This is a genomic window from Blattabacterium cuenoti (assembly GCF_014252115.1).
Classification (GTDB): domain Bacteria; phylum Bacteroidota; class Bacteroidia; order Flavobacteriales; family Blattabacteriaceae; genus Blattabacterium; species Blattabacterium cuenoti_AK.
In genome coordinates this window covers 192,704-210,156 of record NZ_CP059211.1, presented here as the reverse complement: position 1 = coordinate 210,156, position 17,453 = coordinate 192,704, and the positions used below count along the sequence as shown (strand labels likewise).

14 protein-coding genes are annotated in these 17,453 nt (G+C 26.2%); 9 read left to right on the top strand and 5 right to left on the bottom strand.

The window, feature by feature from the left end; translation table 11 throughout:
- Window positions 1-64: 64 nt before the first annotated feature.
- On the bottom strand, window positions 65-634 hold the full coding sequence (locus tag H0H44_RS00965; protein ID WP_185871809.1) for a hypothetical protein: 570 nt from the start codon (window positions 632-634) through the stop codon (window positions 65-67).
- A 195-nt stretch (window positions 635-829) separates the two neighbouring features.
- On the opposite strand from H0H44_RS00965, the gene H0H44_RS00960 reads away from it, so the two are divergent.
- Window positions 830-1,477 carry a bifunctional nuclease family protein gene (locus H0H44_RS00960; protein ID WP_185871807.1) on the top strand — a complete coding sequence of 216 codons (648 nt, stop codon included), beginning with the start codon at window positions 830-832 and terminating at the stop codon, window positions 1,475-1,477.
- Window positions 1,478-1,493: 16 nt separating this feature from the next.
- On the opposite strand, the gene H0H44_RS00955 is transcribed toward H0H44_RS00960, so the two are convergent.
- Window positions 1,494-1,991: a dihydrofolate reductase gene (locus tag H0H44_RS00955; protein WP_185871806.1), complete on the bottom strand. Its 498-nt coding sequence runs from the start codon at window positions 1,989-1,991 to the stop codon at window positions 1,494-1,496.
- Window positions 1,992-2,023: 32 nt separating this feature from the next.
- On the opposite strand from H0H44_RS00955, the gene H0H44_RS00950 reads away from it, so the two are divergent.
- Window positions 2,024-4,678, top strand: coding sequence for a valine--tRNA ligase (locus tag H0H44_RS00950; RefSeq protein WP_185871804.1), 2,655 nt, complete (start codon window positions 2,024-2,026; stop codon window positions 4,676-4,678).
- A 1-nt stretch (window position 4,679) separates the two neighbouring features.
- On the opposite strand, the gene H0H44_RS00945 is transcribed toward H0H44_RS00950, so the two are convergent.
- The 3 genes from H0H44_RS00945 to ndk all read right to left on the bottom strand — a co-directional run bounded on the left by H0H44_RS00945 (window position 4,680) and on the right by ndk (window position 6,604).
- A complete protein-coding gene (locus tag H0H44_RS00945; protein ID WP_238786146.1) occupies window positions 4,680-5,465 on the bottom strand; it encodes a TPM domain-containing protein in 786 nt (261 codons plus the stop codon).
- 68 nt (window positions 5,466-5,533) lie between these two features.
- Complete coding sequence (locus H0H44_RS00940; protein ID WP_185871803.1) at window positions 5,534-6,136, bottom strand: LemA family protein; 603 nt, start codon at window positions 6,134-6,136, stop codon at window positions 5,534-5,536.
- A 12-nt stretch (window positions 6,137-6,148) separates the two neighbouring features.
- Entirely contained in the window at window positions 6,149-6,604 is a 456-nt protein-coding gene (ndk, locus tag H0H44_RS00935; RefSeq protein WP_185871802.1) for a nucleoside-diphosphate kinase, read from the bottom strand.
- 79 nt (window positions 6,605-6,683) lie between these two features.
- On the opposite strand from ndk, the gene H0H44_RS00930 reads away from it, so the two are divergent.
- The 7 genes from H0H44_RS00930 (at window position 6,684) to H0H44_RS00900 (ending at window position 17,430) form a co-directional block, all read left to right on the top strand.
- Window positions 6,684-9,140, top strand: coding sequence for an alpha-ketoacid dehydrogenase subunit alpha/beta (locus H0H44_RS00930; RefSeq protein ID WP_185871801.1), 2,457 nt, complete (start codon window positions 6,684-6,686; stop codon window positions 9,138-9,140).
- 55 nt (window positions 9,141-9,195) lie between these two features.
- The gene (locus H0H44_RS00925; RefSeq protein WP_185871800.1) at window positions 9,196-10,257 is read left to right on the top strand and encodes a branched-chain amino acid aminotransferase; all 1,062 of its coding nucleotides are present in this window, start codon (window positions 9,196-9,198) and stop codon (window positions 10,255-10,257) included.
- Window positions 10,258-10,284: 27 nt separating this feature from the next.
- Window positions 10,285-12,048 carry an arginine--tRNA ligase gene (gene argS / locus H0H44_RS00920; protein WP_185871932.1) on the top strand — a complete coding sequence of 588 codons (1,764 nt, stop codon included), beginning with the start codon at window positions 10,285-10,287 and terminating at the stop codon, window positions 12,046-12,048.
- 32 nt (window positions 12,049-12,080) lie between these two features.
- Window positions 12,081-13,418: a signal recognition particle protein gene (gene ffh, locus H0H44_RS00915; RefSeq protein WP_185871799.1), complete on the top strand. Its 1,338-nt coding sequence runs from the start codon at window positions 12,081-12,083 to the stop codon at window positions 13,416-13,418.
- A 124-nt stretch (window positions 13,419-13,542) separates the two neighbouring features.
- On the top strand, window positions 13,543-15,141 hold the full coding sequence (locus H0H44_RS00910; RefSeq protein ID WP_185871798.1) for a glycerol-3-phosphate dehydrogenase/oxidase: 1,599 nt from the start codon (window positions 13,543-13,545) through the stop codon (window positions 15,139-15,141).
- 35 nt (window positions 15,142-15,176) lie between these two features.
- Window positions 15,177-16,664: a glycerol kinase GlpK gene (glpK, locus tag H0H44_RS00905; RefSeq protein ID WP_185871797.1), complete on the top strand. Its 1,488-nt coding sequence runs from the start codon at window positions 15,177-15,179 to the stop codon at window positions 16,662-16,664.
- Between the two features lie 13 nt (window positions 16,665-16,677).
- Window positions 16,678-17,430: an MIP/aquaporin family protein gene (locus tag H0H44_RS00900; protein ID WP_185871796.1), complete on the top strand. Its 753-nt coding sequence runs from the start codon at window positions 16,678-16,680 to the stop codon at window positions 17,428-17,430.
- Window positions 17,431-17,453: the final 23 nt, after the last annotated feature.

The following is a 17,453-nucleotide window of genomic DNA, read 5'->3' as shown; positions in this document are numbered from 1 at the left end:
CGGAAAAGAAAGAAAAATTCTTTCTTTTCCGTTCATTAATTTAATTAATTAACAAATGTTATTATTAATAGCTTTCGAAATAAACACGTCTTTGTCTCTTTTTCTTTTTGTGTATATATTTAGCAAAAATTCTTTTAAAAAAATCATCTTGTTTTCTTTGTAATTCTAACTTTTGACCTATTGCTCCTGATATTGATTTTTCTAAATTATGCAGAAAATTACTTTTCTTTTTAAGAAATTCTAATTGTTCTTTCCCAAAATTCTTTTGATCATCAAGATCTTTTTTAGCTTGTTTTCTTTCTTCTGATCCTGAAGTTTTAGATCTCATTATCCTTCTTCTATTTTTAACTTCATTTAAAATTTCTTTTTGAATTCTTATCAATTCATAATATTCATCATAATGTTTATTACTTTCTTTTTTTAGTTGTTCTATTTTAATTCCTATATCTTTTATTTTTGTAGATAAATCTCCTGGATCTATACGATCCACTTCATCTAAGTTGAAAAACTCCTCAGAATTTTCTTCATCATCATAATCATCACTATTAGAAGTTAAATCATCATTACAAGAGACAAGAAATCCTAACGATAGGAAAACTGTCGGGATTAAAAATTTTAAAAAAGAAGTATTCATGATAAAAAGGTTTAATATTATTTATTTAAATATATAAAAAAAATTATTACATATAACTAAGAATTTCATTATATTATCTAACTAAGTTTTTTTTATAAGTAAAATATAAAACAATAAATAAAATGGAAAAAAAATCTTTATAAATTCAGTATCTTTGATAAAGAGTAGTGAGATTTATTTACAATTTCTATTACTATGGATCAATTTATTAGATTAGCTATAAGGGGAATATCCTTAAGTCAAATACAATCAGGAATATATGTTTTATTACTTGAAGAAGAATCTGGAAAAATTAAACTTCCGATTATCATAGAAAGTTTACAAGCTCAATCTATTGCTTCTGCTTTAGGTAAAAGAGATCTATCCAGATCTTTTACTCATGATTTATTTCTTTCTTTTGCAAAAGAATTTCATATTAAATTAAAAGCGGTAGTTATATATAAATTAGTAAATGGAATATTTTTTTCCTATATTTTATTAGAAGGAGATCATATAATAGAAGAACAAGGAAAAAAAATGAAAAAAGAACATAAAATAGATTCAAAAACATCAGACGCTGTTGCTTTAGCAGTACGATTTCAAGCTCCTATTTATACAACAAAAGAAATTTTTGATAAAGCCGGAATTTATTTTGAAAATGGATTTCCTAAAGAAAATGATACTTATGAAACAGGTATGGATAATAATAAAAACAGTGAATTTATTTTTTATAAAGAAAAAAGTCAAAAAGATTTAGAAAATATGACAGAAAAAGATTTAAATGCTTTATTAGATCATGCAGTGGTTAATGAATGTTATGAACTTGCGGCACGAATAAAAAAAGAATTAGATAGAAGAGAATAAGTTATTTTTTTTTATTCTATTTATTTTTTACGAATTTAATAAAACTGTAATTCACAGAATGATTTTCATCTTTTTCATAAAAAAATTCATATATTTTTTTCCATTTGTTCGGATCTATTTTTGGAAATAGAGCATCTCCATAAAATTTTTCATGAATCAATGTCATTTCTATAATATCTGCTTTTTCAATTGTAGAAATATATGTTTTTTCTCCTCCTATAACAAATATTTTTTTGTACGTTAGATTTTCTATTTGTTTGATAGAGGAAATGATTTTAATATTCTTTTCATTTTTTTTTAAAACATGTAAATTACTATTTTTTGTTAGTATAATATTTTTTCTTTTCGGAAGTATTTTTCCGATAGATTCAAAAGTTTTTCTACCCATTAAAATTGTTTCTCCTATAGTTAAATTTTTAAAACGTTTTAAATCATTAGGTAAATGCCACATTAATTTGTTGTTTTTACCTATAAATCCGTTTTTAGAAACGGCAGAAATTAGTATTAATTTCATTGTTATTTCAATTTTTTTTATATTTTTAATTTATGGATATTCCAATTAAATATAATCCCAAATCTGTTGAAAAAAAAAGATATCATTATTGGATAAAAGGAAATTATTTTTCATCATATCCAGATGATAGGATTCCTTATACTATAATTATGCCTCCACCTAATATAACTGGAACACTTCATATAGGACATATGCTTAATAATACGATACAGGATGTTTTAATCAGATATGCCAGAATGAAAGGATATAATACTTGTTGGGTTCCAGGAGTGGATCATGCGTCTATTGCTACGGAAGCTAAAGTTGTTCACAATTTAAAAAAAAGAGGATTATCTAAATTTTTTTTAGGAAGAGAAAAATTTTTATATCATGTTATAGAATGGTCTAAAAAACATAAAAATATTATTTTTGATCAAATTAGAAAACTTGGATGTTCATGTGATTGGAATCGAACCCAGTTTACAATGAATTCAAAATTATCTCAATCTGTCACAAAAGTTTTTATCGATTTATACGATAAAGGATACATATATAGGGATTATCATGTTGTTAATTGGGATACAGAAGCTCAAACTACTCTTTCTGATGAAGAAGTTTCTTATAAAGAACATATTGGAAAACTTTATTATTTAAAATATAAAATAAAAGGAGAAGAGGATTATATAACTATAGCTACAACTCGTCCTGAAACCATATTTGGTGATACAGCAATTTGTTTTCATCCAGACGATTCACGTTTTCATCATTTAAAAGGAAAATATGCTGAAATTCCAATAATAAATAGATACATTCCAATTATACAGGATTCGTATGTAGATCCTAATTTTGGAACTGGATGTTTAAAAATCACTCCGGCTCATGATATATATGATAAAAATATAGCGGATAAACATAGATTAGATGTCATTAATATTTTTAATAAAAATGGAACTTTAAATGAAAGAGGACTTCATTATCAAGGAATGGATCGCTTTAAAGTAAGAAAAAAAATTATAGAAGAACTCAACAATTTGAAAGTTGTAAAAAATATAGAAAACTTTAATCATAAAGTAGGTTTTTCGGAACGAACTTTATCAGTTGTTGAACAAAGATTATCTCTTCAGTGGTTTTTAAAAATGAAGAAAATATCTATTCCTGCTATAGAAGCTGTAAAAAATGGAGATATTCAATTTTATCCCAAAAAATTTCGTAAAACTTATTTTAAATGGATGAATCAAATCCGTGATTGGAATATATCTAGGCAATTATGGTGGGGTCATCGTATTCCTGTTTTCTTTTACGGTAAAAAACTTAATGATTTTGTAGTTGCAGAAAATTTAGAAAAGGCATTGGAAAAAGCAAAATTTAAAAGTAAAAATCCATATTTAAATCGTCATGAAATGTGGCAAGAGACAGATGTTCTTGATACTTGGTTTTCTTCTTGGTTATTACCTTTATCTGTCTTTAATGGTATTTATCATCCTGATAATCACGAAATTTGTTATTATTATCCTACGGAGGAAATAGTTACAGGTTCAGATATTTTATTTTTTTGGGTTGCACGTATGATCATATCTGGTTTCTTATTTAAAAATTATAAACCCTTTAAAAGGGTTTATTTTACTGGAATTGTTAGAGATCATAAAAATAATAAAATATCAAAATCATTAAATAATTCTCCAGATCCTATAGATCTAATGAACAAATATGGAGCAGATGCTATTCGTATGGGCCTTATGCTTAATAGTAGTGCAGGAAAAGATTTTCATTTTGAAGAAAAGATATGTTCACAAGGAAGAAATTTTTCTAATAAAATATGGAATGTTTTTCGTCTCATAAAAAGTTGGAAAATAATAAAAAACCAAGAAATTCCTGATTCTTCTTTACTTGCTATTAAATGGTTTAAAAATCGTTTTTATTATGTTTTGAATATATTTGAAAAAAACTTTATGGAATATAAATTAGACAAATCATTAATGATTTTATATAAACTTGTATGGTATGATTTCTCTTCTTATTACCTTGAGATTATTAAACCTGTTTCTAATAAATACATACCAGAAATAGTGTATTTAAATACTGTTAAATATCTTGAAAATATATTAAAATTATTACATCCATATATGCCTTTTATTTCAGAAGAAATTTGGTCTTTTCTTAGGAAAAGAGATCGAAAAGAAGCTCTAATTGTTTCTTCTTGGCCTGAAAAGAAATTTTATGATTATGATATTTTAGAAGCTTTTTCAAAAGCTAGAGAAATAATATCTCAGATACGTAATATTAGGAATCAAAATCATATCTCTTATAAAAAAAGTCTTGTTTTATTTTCTATAAGAAAAAGAGAAAAGGAAGAAAAAAAATATGATTCTATTATATTAAAATTAGCAAGTTTGAGTAAAATAATTCCTGTTTCAAAAAAACCTGAAAATATACCGTTTTTTTCTTTTTTTATAGATAAAGATTTATTTTTTTTATCTTTAGATGATAAAATATGTTATTCAAAACACATAGTTAAAATTGAAAAAAAAATCCAATATTTTTATAATTTATTATCTATGATTAGAAAAAATTTATATAATAGTAAATATGTGAGTTCTGTACCTGAGATTTTGCTTATGAAAGAAAGAAAAAAAGAAAATGATATATTAAATAAAATTAACCGATTCAAAGAATATTTAGAATATTTAAAAAATATAAAAAAAAAATAAATCACCAACTACTGCTACCACCACCTCCTCCAAAATTCCCTCCACCTCCAAATCCATCAAAATTATCATCATTATCATCATGATAATTTTTATTTTTGAATAAAAAATGTGTTAAAAATAATGTATTTATCAGTGAATTATATGTTCTTTTTTTCAAAAAAATAAAATAAAAGAAAAAAAACATAATCGAGAAAATACTAATGTTTGTTAACAAATTCCATATAAAAGAATTTTTATTTTTTTCATTCTTCTGTTTGTTTTGATATTTATTTTTTAAAATTTTAAATATCTCTTGAGTCCCATAATCTATAGCTTTATAATAAAGATTATTTTTTAATATAGGTCTGATTTTTTTTATAGTCTTCATAGTTAAAAAATCAGTCATATAAGGTTCTATTCCGTATCCATTTTGGATAGATATTTTTCTATCATGAATGGATAATAATATAATTATACCATTATCTTTATAAGATTTTCCAATTTTCCATTTCTCTCCCCATTTAGAAGCTAACAAATTTGGATCTTCTCCATGAAGATCTTTTATAATAGGAACTAAAATTTCTGTTGATGTAATTTTAGAATATAAAATAAGTTTTTGATTTAATTTTTCTATTTCTTTTATGGATAAAACACCTGCATAATCCTGTATAGGATATATTTTTTTTGGAGGTACCGGGATATCAAATTGTCCTTGGGCAAAATTTGAACCAAAATAAATTAAAATAATTGAAATAGATTGAATAATTTTTTTCATGATTTTTTGAATTTCTATTTTTTTCAATCTCATATTTTCTCTTAATTTATAGTGGAGAAAGATGTATTATATAATATGTATTAAAACTCTAATTACTTTATTTAGTTAGAGAAATTTACAATTGGAGATTTATTTGATTCTTTTTGAGATTGAAAATATCCTTTCTCTTGAAATTGAGAAAAAAAGTTTGCAATTATAATTTTTGGAAATTGGTTTCTATAAGTATTGAAAGTGTTTACTTTTTCATTGTAACGATTTCTTTCTACGTTAATACGATTTTCTGTTCCTTCTAGTTGATTCTGTAATTCATAAAAATTTTGTGTAGATTTAAGGTCAGGGTAATTTTCCACAATCAATAGTAATCTACTGACGGAGTTATTTAAATTATCTTGCGCTTTTTGAAATTTATTTATTTGATTTTGACTCAAATCATCTTTATTTATAGAAACAGAAGAAGCTTTCGCTCTGGCTTCTATGATTTGATTTAATGTATTTTTTTCAAAACTAGCAGATCCTTTTACTGTATTTACCAAATTTGGAATTAAGTCAGCTCTACGTTGGTAAACATTCTCTACTTGCCCCCATTGTGTTTTAATATTTTCGTTAAGTTTTACTAAGTTATTATATATATTAGATATCCATAATATAATTGAAAATATAAAAATAAAAATGGAAAAAATAGTTATTAAAAAATTTTTTTTCATAGAAGAAAAATTTTAATTACAAATTTTTTTTAAAAAAATTTCCATATTAGAAAAATAAAAAAAACTTTCTTTAAAAGCATTTTTATTACTATCAGACCCATGAATTGCGTTTTTTTCTAAAGAGCTAGCATATAAGTTTCGTATAGTTCCTTTTTTCGCATATATTGGATTTGTATCTCCCATTAAAATTCTAAAATCTTTTACGGCATTTTCTTTTTCTAACATGACGGATACAATTGGCCCAGAAGACATAAATCTTACTAAAGATTTGAAAAATAATTTTTGATTATGTTCTATATAAAATTTTTTAGCTGACTTTTGAGAAAGTTCCATCATTTTTAATGCTATTATATGAAATCCTTCGTAAACTATTTTAGATAAAATAGGTGCAGCATATCCTTTTTGTACAGCATCTGGTTTTATAATAGAGAGTGTAATTTTTCCATTCTCAAACATATAATCAATCATAGCATATTTTCTATTTTTTTTCTATTTTTAAAATTAAATAAAGAAATCCATATAATGAAAATTTATATATTTTCATGAGATGAACAATAAAAATAAAAAATATATTGACAAGGAGAAAATTTATTTCGATTTCGATTCATTTCAAAAAATGGTTTTGAATGATTATAGATTAGCACGAATCAGTCGTGAAACTAGTATGTTAGCTCGTAAAGAGGTTTTAAATGGAAGAGCCAAATTTGGTATATTCGGAGACGGAAAAGAAATTCCTCAATTAGCTATGTCTAAAGTTTTTAAAAATGGAGACTATAGATCTGGATACTATCGGGATCAAACTTTTATGATGGCTATTGGAGTTTTAACTGTAAAAAATTTTTTTTCGCAATTATATGCGCATTCAGATTTAAAAGAAGAACCTATTTCTTCTGGAAGAATGATGACTTCTCATTTTGGAACTCGTTTTTTGAATGAAAATGGAAATTGGAAAAATCTTATTAAACAAAAAAATTCTAGTGCAGATGTTTCTTCTAGTGCGGCTCAAATGCCTAGATTATTAGGTTTAGCTCAAGCTTCTAAAATTTATAAAGAACTAAAAAACTTAAAGAAAACACATAAAATATTTTCTCGTGATGGAAATGAAGTTGCATTTGGAACTATTGGTAATGCTAGTATTTCCGAAGGATTGTTTTGGGAAACATTAAATGCAGCTTCAGTATTACAGATTCCGATTATCCTTTCTATTTGGGATGATGAATATGGAATATCTGTTCCGAATAAATACCAATTTTCAAAAAAAAATATTAGTGATCTTTTGTCTGGTTTTCACAGAAATAAAAGAGAAAAAGGAGTAGAAATTGTTAGTGTAAATGGTTCCAATTATATAGATCTAACAAAAATATATATTAAAGCAGATAAAATTGCTCGTTATGAACATATTCCCGTAATTATACATGTTACAAATTTAACTCAACCTCAGGGACATTCTACTTCTTCTTCACATGAAAGATATAAATCAAAAAAACGTTTGGAATGGGAAATAAATAATGACGGTATTAAAAAATTTAGAGATTGGATTTTGAATTTTAGGTTTAAAATTAATCAAAAAGATTCTTGTAAAAGAATAACCAATATTGATGTTTTAAATAAAATAGATATAGAAGCTAAAGAATATGTTAAAAATGAAAAAGAAAAAGCTTGGGAAGCATTTAAAAAACCTATTAACAAAATTAAAAATGAAGTTGTAAATATTTTACATAAAATACAAAATAGTAATTGTAAAGAAAAAAAATGGATTCAAAAATATATTCAAGAATTGCATAATAAAACTAAAAATTATCCTACAAAAAAATTAATCTTTTCTATTGCTAGAAAAATCGAATATCTTTTATCAGAAGTTAAATATAGATTTTATCCAAAAGATTCTTTGATTGAATGGATTCAAAAAAAATATAATGAAGAACAAAAAAATTACTCTTCACATTTATATAGTTTTTCTGAAAAATCTTCTATGAAAATAACAGAAGTTTTTCCTTTGTATAACAAAAATACTTATGAAGTAGATGGTAGAATTATACTAAGAGAAAATTTTGATAAACTGTTGGAATTACATCCCGATCTTTTAATCTTTGGAGAAGATGTTGGAAAAATAGGAGATGTGAATCAAGGATTAGAAGGTTTACAAAAAAAATATGGTGAAATTCGTGTTTTTGACACAGGAGTACGTGAATCTACTATTATAGGTCAAGGAATTGGACTTGCAATGCGAGGTCTTCGTCCTATTGTTGAAATTCAATACGTAGATTATATTTTATATGCTTTACAAATCATGAGCGATGACTTAGCTTGTTTGCAATATAGAACAAAAGGTGGACAAAAAGCTCCTGTTATTATTAGAACTAGAGGACACCGCTTAGAAGGGATATGGCATTCTGGTTCTCCAATGGGAGGAATTATCAATTATTTGAGAGGAATTTTAGTTCTTGTTCCAAGAAATATGGTAAAAGCTGCTGGATTTTATAATACTTTATTATCTGGAGATGATCCTGCTTTAGTTATTGAATGTCTCAATGGATACAGAATAAAAGAAAAATTGCCAGTTAATTTAGGCTTGTTCAGAACGCCTGTTGGAATAGTAGAAATAACAAGAAAAGGAAAAGATATCACTATGGTTACTTACGGTTCCACATGGAGAATTGTCAACGAAGCAGCAAAAGAATTATCTAAAATGAATATAGATTCTGAAATAATTGATATTCAATCTTTATTACCCTTTGATTTACAAAAAGATATAGTTAAAAGTTTACAAAAAACTAATAGATTATTAATTATAGATGAAGATGTTCCTGGTGGAGCTTCCGCTTATATTCTACAAAAAATATTAGAAGAACAAAATGGATATTATTATTTAGACTGTCCACCTGTCACGATAACTGCTAAAGAGCATCGTCCTCCTTATGGATCTGATGGAGATTATTTTTCAAAACCTTCTGTTGAAAATGTTGTAGAAAAAGTATTAAAAATAATGCATGACGGTTATTAACTGTAATAATAAACAATTATTATATTTGTTCGTTCTACCAATGTTTTTAAATTTTATGAAAATAGAAAAAACCTTACAATCTAGGATTAAGGAAATGGATTTTAATGATATTGCTTTTGGTAACCAGTATTCGGACCATATGTTTTGTTCTGAATTCAAGAATGAAAAATGGAAAAATTCTATTATTAAGCCTTTTGGGGATATCATGTTTTCTCCTACATCTCTTGTTTTTCATTATGGACAAGCTGTTTTCGAAGGGATGAAAGCTTATAAAGATAAAAATGAAGAAGTTTTTTTATTTCGTCCAGAAGAAAATTTTAGGAGACTAAATAAGTCTGCTGTTCGTTTAGAAATGCCAATTATACCAGAAAATATTTTTATGAATGGATTAAAACAATTAATAGACATAGACAGAAATTGGATACCGAAAAATTATGGACAATCTTTATATATTCGTCCTTTTTTTATTGCAACAAATGGAGTTTTATCAGCTAAACCCTCTAAAGATTACATGTTTATTATTATATCTACTCCTGCAGATGTTTATTATAAACATCCATTGAAAATCAAAATAGAAGAAAAATATAGTCGTTCTTCCCCAGGAGGGGTTGGATTTACTAAGGCTGCAGGTAATTATGCTTCTTCTTTTTATCCTACTAGATTAGCTAATGAAAAAGGATTTGATCAAATATTATGGACTGATTCTTCTACTCATACAATAATAGAAGAATCCGGAACTATGAATGTTTTTTTTTATCTAAAAAATAAACTCATAACTCCAAAAACTAATGATAATATATTAAATGGAATTACCTGCAAAAGTATTTTATCTTTAGCTAAAAAAGAAGGTCTCTTTGTAGAAGAACGAGATATTAGGGTTTCAGAAGTCATAGAATGGTTAAAAACTGGAGAATTAAAAGAAGTTTTTGGTTGTGGTACCGCAGCCGTTGTAAATTATTTTACAACTATTAGTTATAAAGAAAATGATTTTTTTTTACCAGATTTTTCAGAGAAAAAAAGAATATCTCTTTATTTAAAGAAAAGATTATTAGATATACAACATAATATATCGGAAGATCCTTTCGGATGGAGAGTTCAATTAAAAAGATATTTATAAAAAAAATATCATTTATTTATTATGTCTATGAATGAGCATTTTCAATCTATAGAAGAAACTGTTAAAGAATCTATTTTAATTTTGTATAATAAAAAGTCTTGTCCTGAATTGGATTTTCAATATACAAAAAAAAAATATTCGGGAGATATCACTTTGATTCTGTTTCCTTTATCTAAAGAATTAAACCAATCTGTAGAAAAAATAGGGTATAAAATAGGAAATTATGTTAAAAATCAATTAAAAGGGTTGATTAAATTTTCTATTATTAAAGGTTTTTTAAATTTTATTTTTGAAGATGATTATTATATTTATCTTCTTAAAAAAATGTTAAACACAAATTTTTATGATTTAAAATATCCTTCCCAAAAAATCATGATAGAATATTCGTCCCCTAATACGAATAAACCTCTTCATTTAGGGCATATTAGAAATAGTCTTATTGGAGCATCTATAGCTCAAATATTGGAAATGGTTGGTCATGAAATAATCAGAACTCAAATCATTAATGATAGAGGAATACATATATGTAAATCTATGATAGCTTGGAAAAAATTTGGAAAAGGAGAAACTCCTAGAAAAGTTAACATAAAAGGAGATCATTTTGTAGGAAAATATTATAATTTATTCGAGAAAATTTATCGTCAGGAAATTAAAGATCAAGAATTGTCTAATAAAAATTATAAACCTATTAATTCAATTATGAATCAAGCTAGAGAATTATTGAAAAAATGGGAATTAGGAGATCCTTCAATTCGAAATATTTGGAAGAAAATGAATCAATGGGTTTATAATGGTTTTGAAGAGACTTATAATAAATTAGGAATTACTTTTGATAAAGTAGAATATGAAAGTAATATTTATGAAATTGGAAAAAAAATTGTAAAAGAAGGTCTTAAAAAAGGAGTTTTTTTTCAAAAAAAAGATAGATCCGTTTGGATTGATTTAATTAAAGAAGGATTTGATCAAAAACTTCTATTAAGATCTGATCAAACTTCCGTATATATTACTCAAGATATTGGAACAGCTATAGAACGTTTTAAAAAACATAATTTAGATCGAATTATTTATATAGTGGGAAAAGAACAAGATTATCATTTCCAAGTTCTTTTTAACGTGTTGAATCGTTTAGGATATATATGGGTAAATAAATTATTTCATTTATCTTATGAAATGGTATATTTACCAAGTGGGAGAATGAAATCTAGGGAGGGAAATGTTGTAGACGCTGACAGTCTAATTTTAAAAATGTATTCTATTTCAAAAAATAATTTTTTGAAAAAAGTTGTAATAAAAAAAGAAGAACAAGAAGAATCTGCTAAAATAATAGGAATAGGAGCTTTGAAATATTACTTTTTGAAAATAGATCCAAGAAAAAAAATAGTTTTTTACCCAGAAAAATCTATAGATTTTAAAGGAAAAACAGGAACATATATTCAATATACTTATTCTAGAATTCGTTCTTTGGAACGAAATTTTTTCAAATTATGTTCTTTACTTAATTATTATTGGTCAGATATAAAATTTGATCTATATGAAAAAAACATGATAAAAATTCTTCAAAAATATCCATTAATACTAAAAAAATCATCGATACATTTGAATCCTTCTTTAATAGCGAATTATGTTTATGAAGTTTCTAAAACTTTTAATCATCTTTATCAAAATAAAAAATTAATAGATCCTTCAAACATAATTTATAGTAATATTTATATGAACATTATTCATATAACAGGAAATATTTTAAAATCTGGTATGAGTTTATTGGGAATTCAAATGCTTGATCGTATGTAAAAAATATGTAAAAAAAAATGTACACATAACTTATGTTTGAACACTTACAAAATAAATTATCTAATGCTCTTCATATCTTGAAGGGGCATAACACTATTACAGAAATTAACATAGCACATTCTCTAAAAAAAATCGGACAAGCACTTATTGATGCAGATGTTAATTATAAAATAGTTAAAAGTTTTATTCAAAGAGTTAAAGAAAAATCTGTTGGTCAAAAAGTTTTGACTTCTTTAAATCCAAAACAATTAATTACAAAAATTGTATATGATGAATTAGTTTTTATCATGGGTAAAAAAAATGTAGAAATGAATCTTTCTAAAAATCCTTCTATTATCTTAATTTGTGGATTGCAAGGTAGTGGAAAAACTTCTTTTTCCTCTAAACTTGCTTTTTTTTTAAGAAAGAAAAATAAGACCCCTTTGTTAGTGGCTGCAGATATTCATCGTCCTGCAGCCATAGATCAACTGAAATTAATTTCGGAAAGAGTAAATATTCCTGTTTTTTCTTTGGAAAGAAGTAGAGATGTTATAGAGATCGTTAACCAATCTATTCTTTATGCCTATAAAAAAAAGAATAATGTAATTATTATTGATACAGCTGGTAGATTAGCTATAGATGAAATTATGATGGAAGAGATCAAAAAAATAAATAAATATTCTCAACCAAACGAAACTTTATTTGTTGTTGATGCAATGACTGGACAAGACGCTATAAACACGGCTCAATGTTTCTTAAAAACATTGAATATTGATGGAATTGTAATAACAAAATTAGATGGAGATACTAGAGGAGGTGTTGCCATAACTATATCTAGTATAGTGAAAAAACCTATAAAATTTATTAGTAATGGAGAAAAAATAGGAGATTTAGAAGTTTTTCATCCAGATAGAATAGCTAATAGAATTTTAGGTATGGGTGATATAGTTTCTTTAGTTGAAAAAGTACAAGAACAATTTGATGAGGAAAAAACTAAAAAAATTTATCAAAAAATTTCAAAAAATCGTTTTAATTTTAATGATCTATTAGAACAAATTCAACAAATAAAAAAAATAGGAGATATAAAAAATATTATTTCAATGATTCCTGGAATAAATAAGTATTTTTCTTTTGATGGGAATCAAAAAGATTCTATTAAAAAAATAAAAGCAATTATTCATTCTATGACTCCTTATGAAAGGAATAATCCCAAGGTTTTTTCTGATATAAGAAGAAAAAAAAGGATTTCTAAAGGATCTGGGATCACGTTGAATTATATAGAGATTTTTATAAAACAATTTCATGATATGAATAAAATTATGAAAAGTATTTCTGCTCATTCAGGAAATAAAATTATCAAAGATTTTATATATCAAATATTTAATAAATAAAATAATGCACAATTTTAATTAAAATTTTCTTTTATTGAAAATATTTTTAATTTTGTTCATTTAAAATTTTAAAAATCCCAATAGGATGAATATTCCATTTGGAATTTGATATGAGTGAAAGGTGATGAAAGGTTTTTTAAATAGAGATAGGTTTTTAAACATTTTAGAGAATGTAAATATTTGGGATGTTATCATTATTGGAGGGGGAGCTACAGGGTTAGGGATTGCTTTGGATTCTTCTTCTAGAGGATATAAAACTCTTTTATTAGAACAATCTGATTTTTCCAAAGCTACTTCTAGTCGGAGTACAAAATTAGTTCATGGAGGAATACGATATTTAGCTCAAGGAAATATCAGATTAGTTTATGAAGCTTTACGAGAAAGGGGTTTTTTATTAAAAAATGCACCTCATTTAGTAAAAAAACAAAAATTTATAATTCCAATTTTCAGTTGGAAAATGGGGATTATGTATTGGACTGGTCTAAAATTATATGAATGGCTATCTGGATCTTTAAGTTTTGGAAAATCAATATTTTTATCCAAAACTGAAATAGTTGATAATTTTCCAGAAATGAAAAGTGAAGGTTTAAAAGGAGGGATTTTATATTATGATGGCCAGTTTGATGATGCACGATTAGCTATAAATTTGGCTCAAACTTGTGTTCAAAAAGGTGGAATATTATTAAACTATTTTCAAGTCAAAAATCTGATAAAAAAAATTGGAAATAAAATTTCTGGAGTTGTTGCCTATGATATAGAAACTCAAAAAAAATATTCTATTTATTCAAAAATAGTTATAAATGCTACTGGAGTTTTTTCTGATTCTATTTCAAAAATGGATGAATCTTCCTGTCCTACTTTCATAAGACCAAGTCAAGGAACACATGTTGTGTTAAGTAAATCTTTTTTTAGTAGTTTAAATGCTATGGTTATTCCAAAAACTCCAGATGGAAGAGTTTTATTCTGTGTTCCATGGTACGATCATGTTTTAGTAGGAACTACAGATACTTTATTAGAAAAAAGTATTCTTGAACCAAAACCTTTAGAGGAAGAAATTGATTTTATATTACAAACTTTTAACAAATATTTTGTATTTCATATAAAAAGAAGTGATATATTAAGTGCATTTTCAGGATTACGTCCTCTTTTTGTCCCTAATAATTCTTTTTATAATAATACTAAAACCAAAGATATTTCTAGATCTCATAAACTTATGGTTAGTTCTTCTGGACTAATCACTATTATAGGGGGAAAATGGACCACATATAGAAAAATGGCTGAAGATACTGTAAATAAAGCTATTGAAATAGGAAAATTAAATAAAAAGCCCTCTATAACAAAAAACCTTAAAATTTATGGGTCCTATTCTTCATATAAAAGTCAAAATCATTACTGGAATAAATATGGAGAAGATGAATATCATATAAAAAAACTAATTGATCAAAATCCATTATTGGGAGTATCTTTAATTTCAAAAAATTCTTTTTCTTATACTGAAGCAGAAGTAGTTTGGATGGTCCGTCATGAAATGGCAAGAACAATCGAAGATATTTTAGCAAGAAGGTTCCGTATCTTATTTTTAGATGCTAAGAAAGCAATAGGTATAGCACCTAGAATAGCAACATTAATGGCTAAAGAACTTTCTAAAGATGAAAAATGGGAAAAATCGCAAATATTAGCTTTCAAAAAGTTAGCTATGCAATACTATTATCCATCAACTTGATAGTATACAAAGTTATTATATTGTTTATGAAGTTTATGAAAAAATATGTACTATCATTAGATCAGGGAACTACTAGTTCTAGAGCTATTATTTTTGACAAAATCGGTAATATTATTTCTGTAGCTCAAAGAGAATTTACTCAAATTTACCCTCATCCTGGATGGGTAGAACACAATGCAGAAGAAATATGGTCTACGCAAGCTTCAGTTGCTTTAGAAGCAATTTTAAAGGCTAATTTAGAAGGAGAAAATATTGTATCAATAGGAATAACTAATCAAAGGGAAACTACTGTTGTATGGGATAAAAAAACAGGAGAACCTATTTTTAATGCTATAGTATGGCAAGATAGACGTACATTTAAATATTGTGATCGTCTTAGAAAAGACGGATTAACTGAAATGATTCGAAAAAAAACAGGATTGATTATAGACCCTTATTTTTCCGCTACGAAAATTAAATGGATATTAGAGAATGTTCCTGGAGCTGATAAAAAAGCTCGTTCTGGATCTTTAGCTTTTGGTACAATAGATTCATGGTTAATATGGAATTTGACTGGTAAAGAAATTCATGTAACAGATGTAACGAATGCTTCGCGTACGATGTTATTTAATATTCATACTCTTAGCTGGGATCAAGAATTAATAGATTTATTTAATATTCCAATTGCTATGCTTCCAGAAGTAAAATCATCTAGTGAAATTTTTGGTTATACAACAGGACACATTTTATCACATAAAATACCTATATCTGGTATTGCTGGAGATCAACAAGCCGCTCTTTTTGGTCAAATGTGTACTAAAATTGGTATGGTAAAAAATACCTATGGAACGGGATGTTTTATGTTAATGAATGTAGGAAATAATCCTGTTTTTTCTCAAAATAATTTAATTACTACTGTAGCTTGGAAAATAAAAAATCAAGTTCAATATGCTTTGGAAGGGAGTGTTTTTATTGCAGGTGCTGTTGTTCAATGGCTTAGAGATGGACTAGGTCTTCTTTTATCTTCTAACGAAGCGGAAACACTCGCTTCTTCTGTAGATAATACAGAAGGTTTATATATGGTTCCAGCCTTTTCTGGTTTGGGAGCTCCTTATTGGGATCAAAAAGCAAGAGGGACCATCGTAGGAATTACAAGAGGAACTTCTTCTGCTCATCTTGTTAGAGCGGCATTAGAAAGTATCGCTTTTCAAAATATGGATGTATTAAAAGCTATGGAAGCAGATTCTGGTGTTTCTATAAAAGAACTCCGTGTAGATGGAGGAGCTACGGTAAATAAATTATTAATGCAGTTTCAATCTGATATCTTGGATGTAAAAGTTGTTAAATCTAAAATTTCTGAGCTTACAGCAGCTGGAGCTGCTTATTTAGCAGGATTAGCTGTAGATTATTGGAGTAGTCTTGAAGATATTCAAGACAAATGGCAATTAGAACAGGTTTTTGAACCAAAAAAAATGTCTAGTAGATTGGAAAAAATTCAAGGTTGGAAAAGAGCAATCAAAACCACTCGTTCTTGGTCCAGTTAAAAACAAAAATAAAATGACAAAAATATCTGCAGAAATCATAGGAACAATGATTTTAGTATTTTTGGGAAATGGTGTAGTGGCAAATATAATTTTATCAAAAACTAAAGGTCATAGTAATAATAAAAATGGGGAATGGATAACTATTACTGTAGGATGGGCTCTAGCTGTTTTTATGGGGGTGATTGTATCTGCTCCTTATAGTGGAGGACACTTAAATCCATGTGTAACAATAAGTTTTGCCATAATTGGAAAATTTAGTTGGAAACTAGTTCCTTTTTATGTTTTTTCCCAATTAATTGGAGCTATGTTAGGATCTTTATTCGTATGGTTTTTATACAAGGATCATTTTTATGAAACTCAAGAACAAAAAAAAAAATTATCTGTTTTTGTGACTATCCCCTCTATAAAAAATTTATCCTCAAACTTTTTAAGTGAAGTATTATCTACTTTTATTTTTATATTCGTTTCTTTATATCTTTCTACAGAAGGAACTATTTTTTTAGAACAAAAAAAATATCCTATAGGTTTAGGTTCCTTAAGTTCACTTTCTTCCGCTTTAGTAGTATTAGGAATTGTTTTATCCTTAGGTGGATCTACAGGAGCTTCTCTTAATCCTGCTCGTGATCTAGGTCCAAGAATTATTTATTCCATCATTCCTATTCCGGATAAAGGAGAAAGTAATTGGGATTACGCTTTAATTCCAATATTTGGTCCTATAGTTGGATGTATAATAGCATCAACATTATATTTAATTTTATCATCATAAAAATAAAAAAACTTGTAACTTAA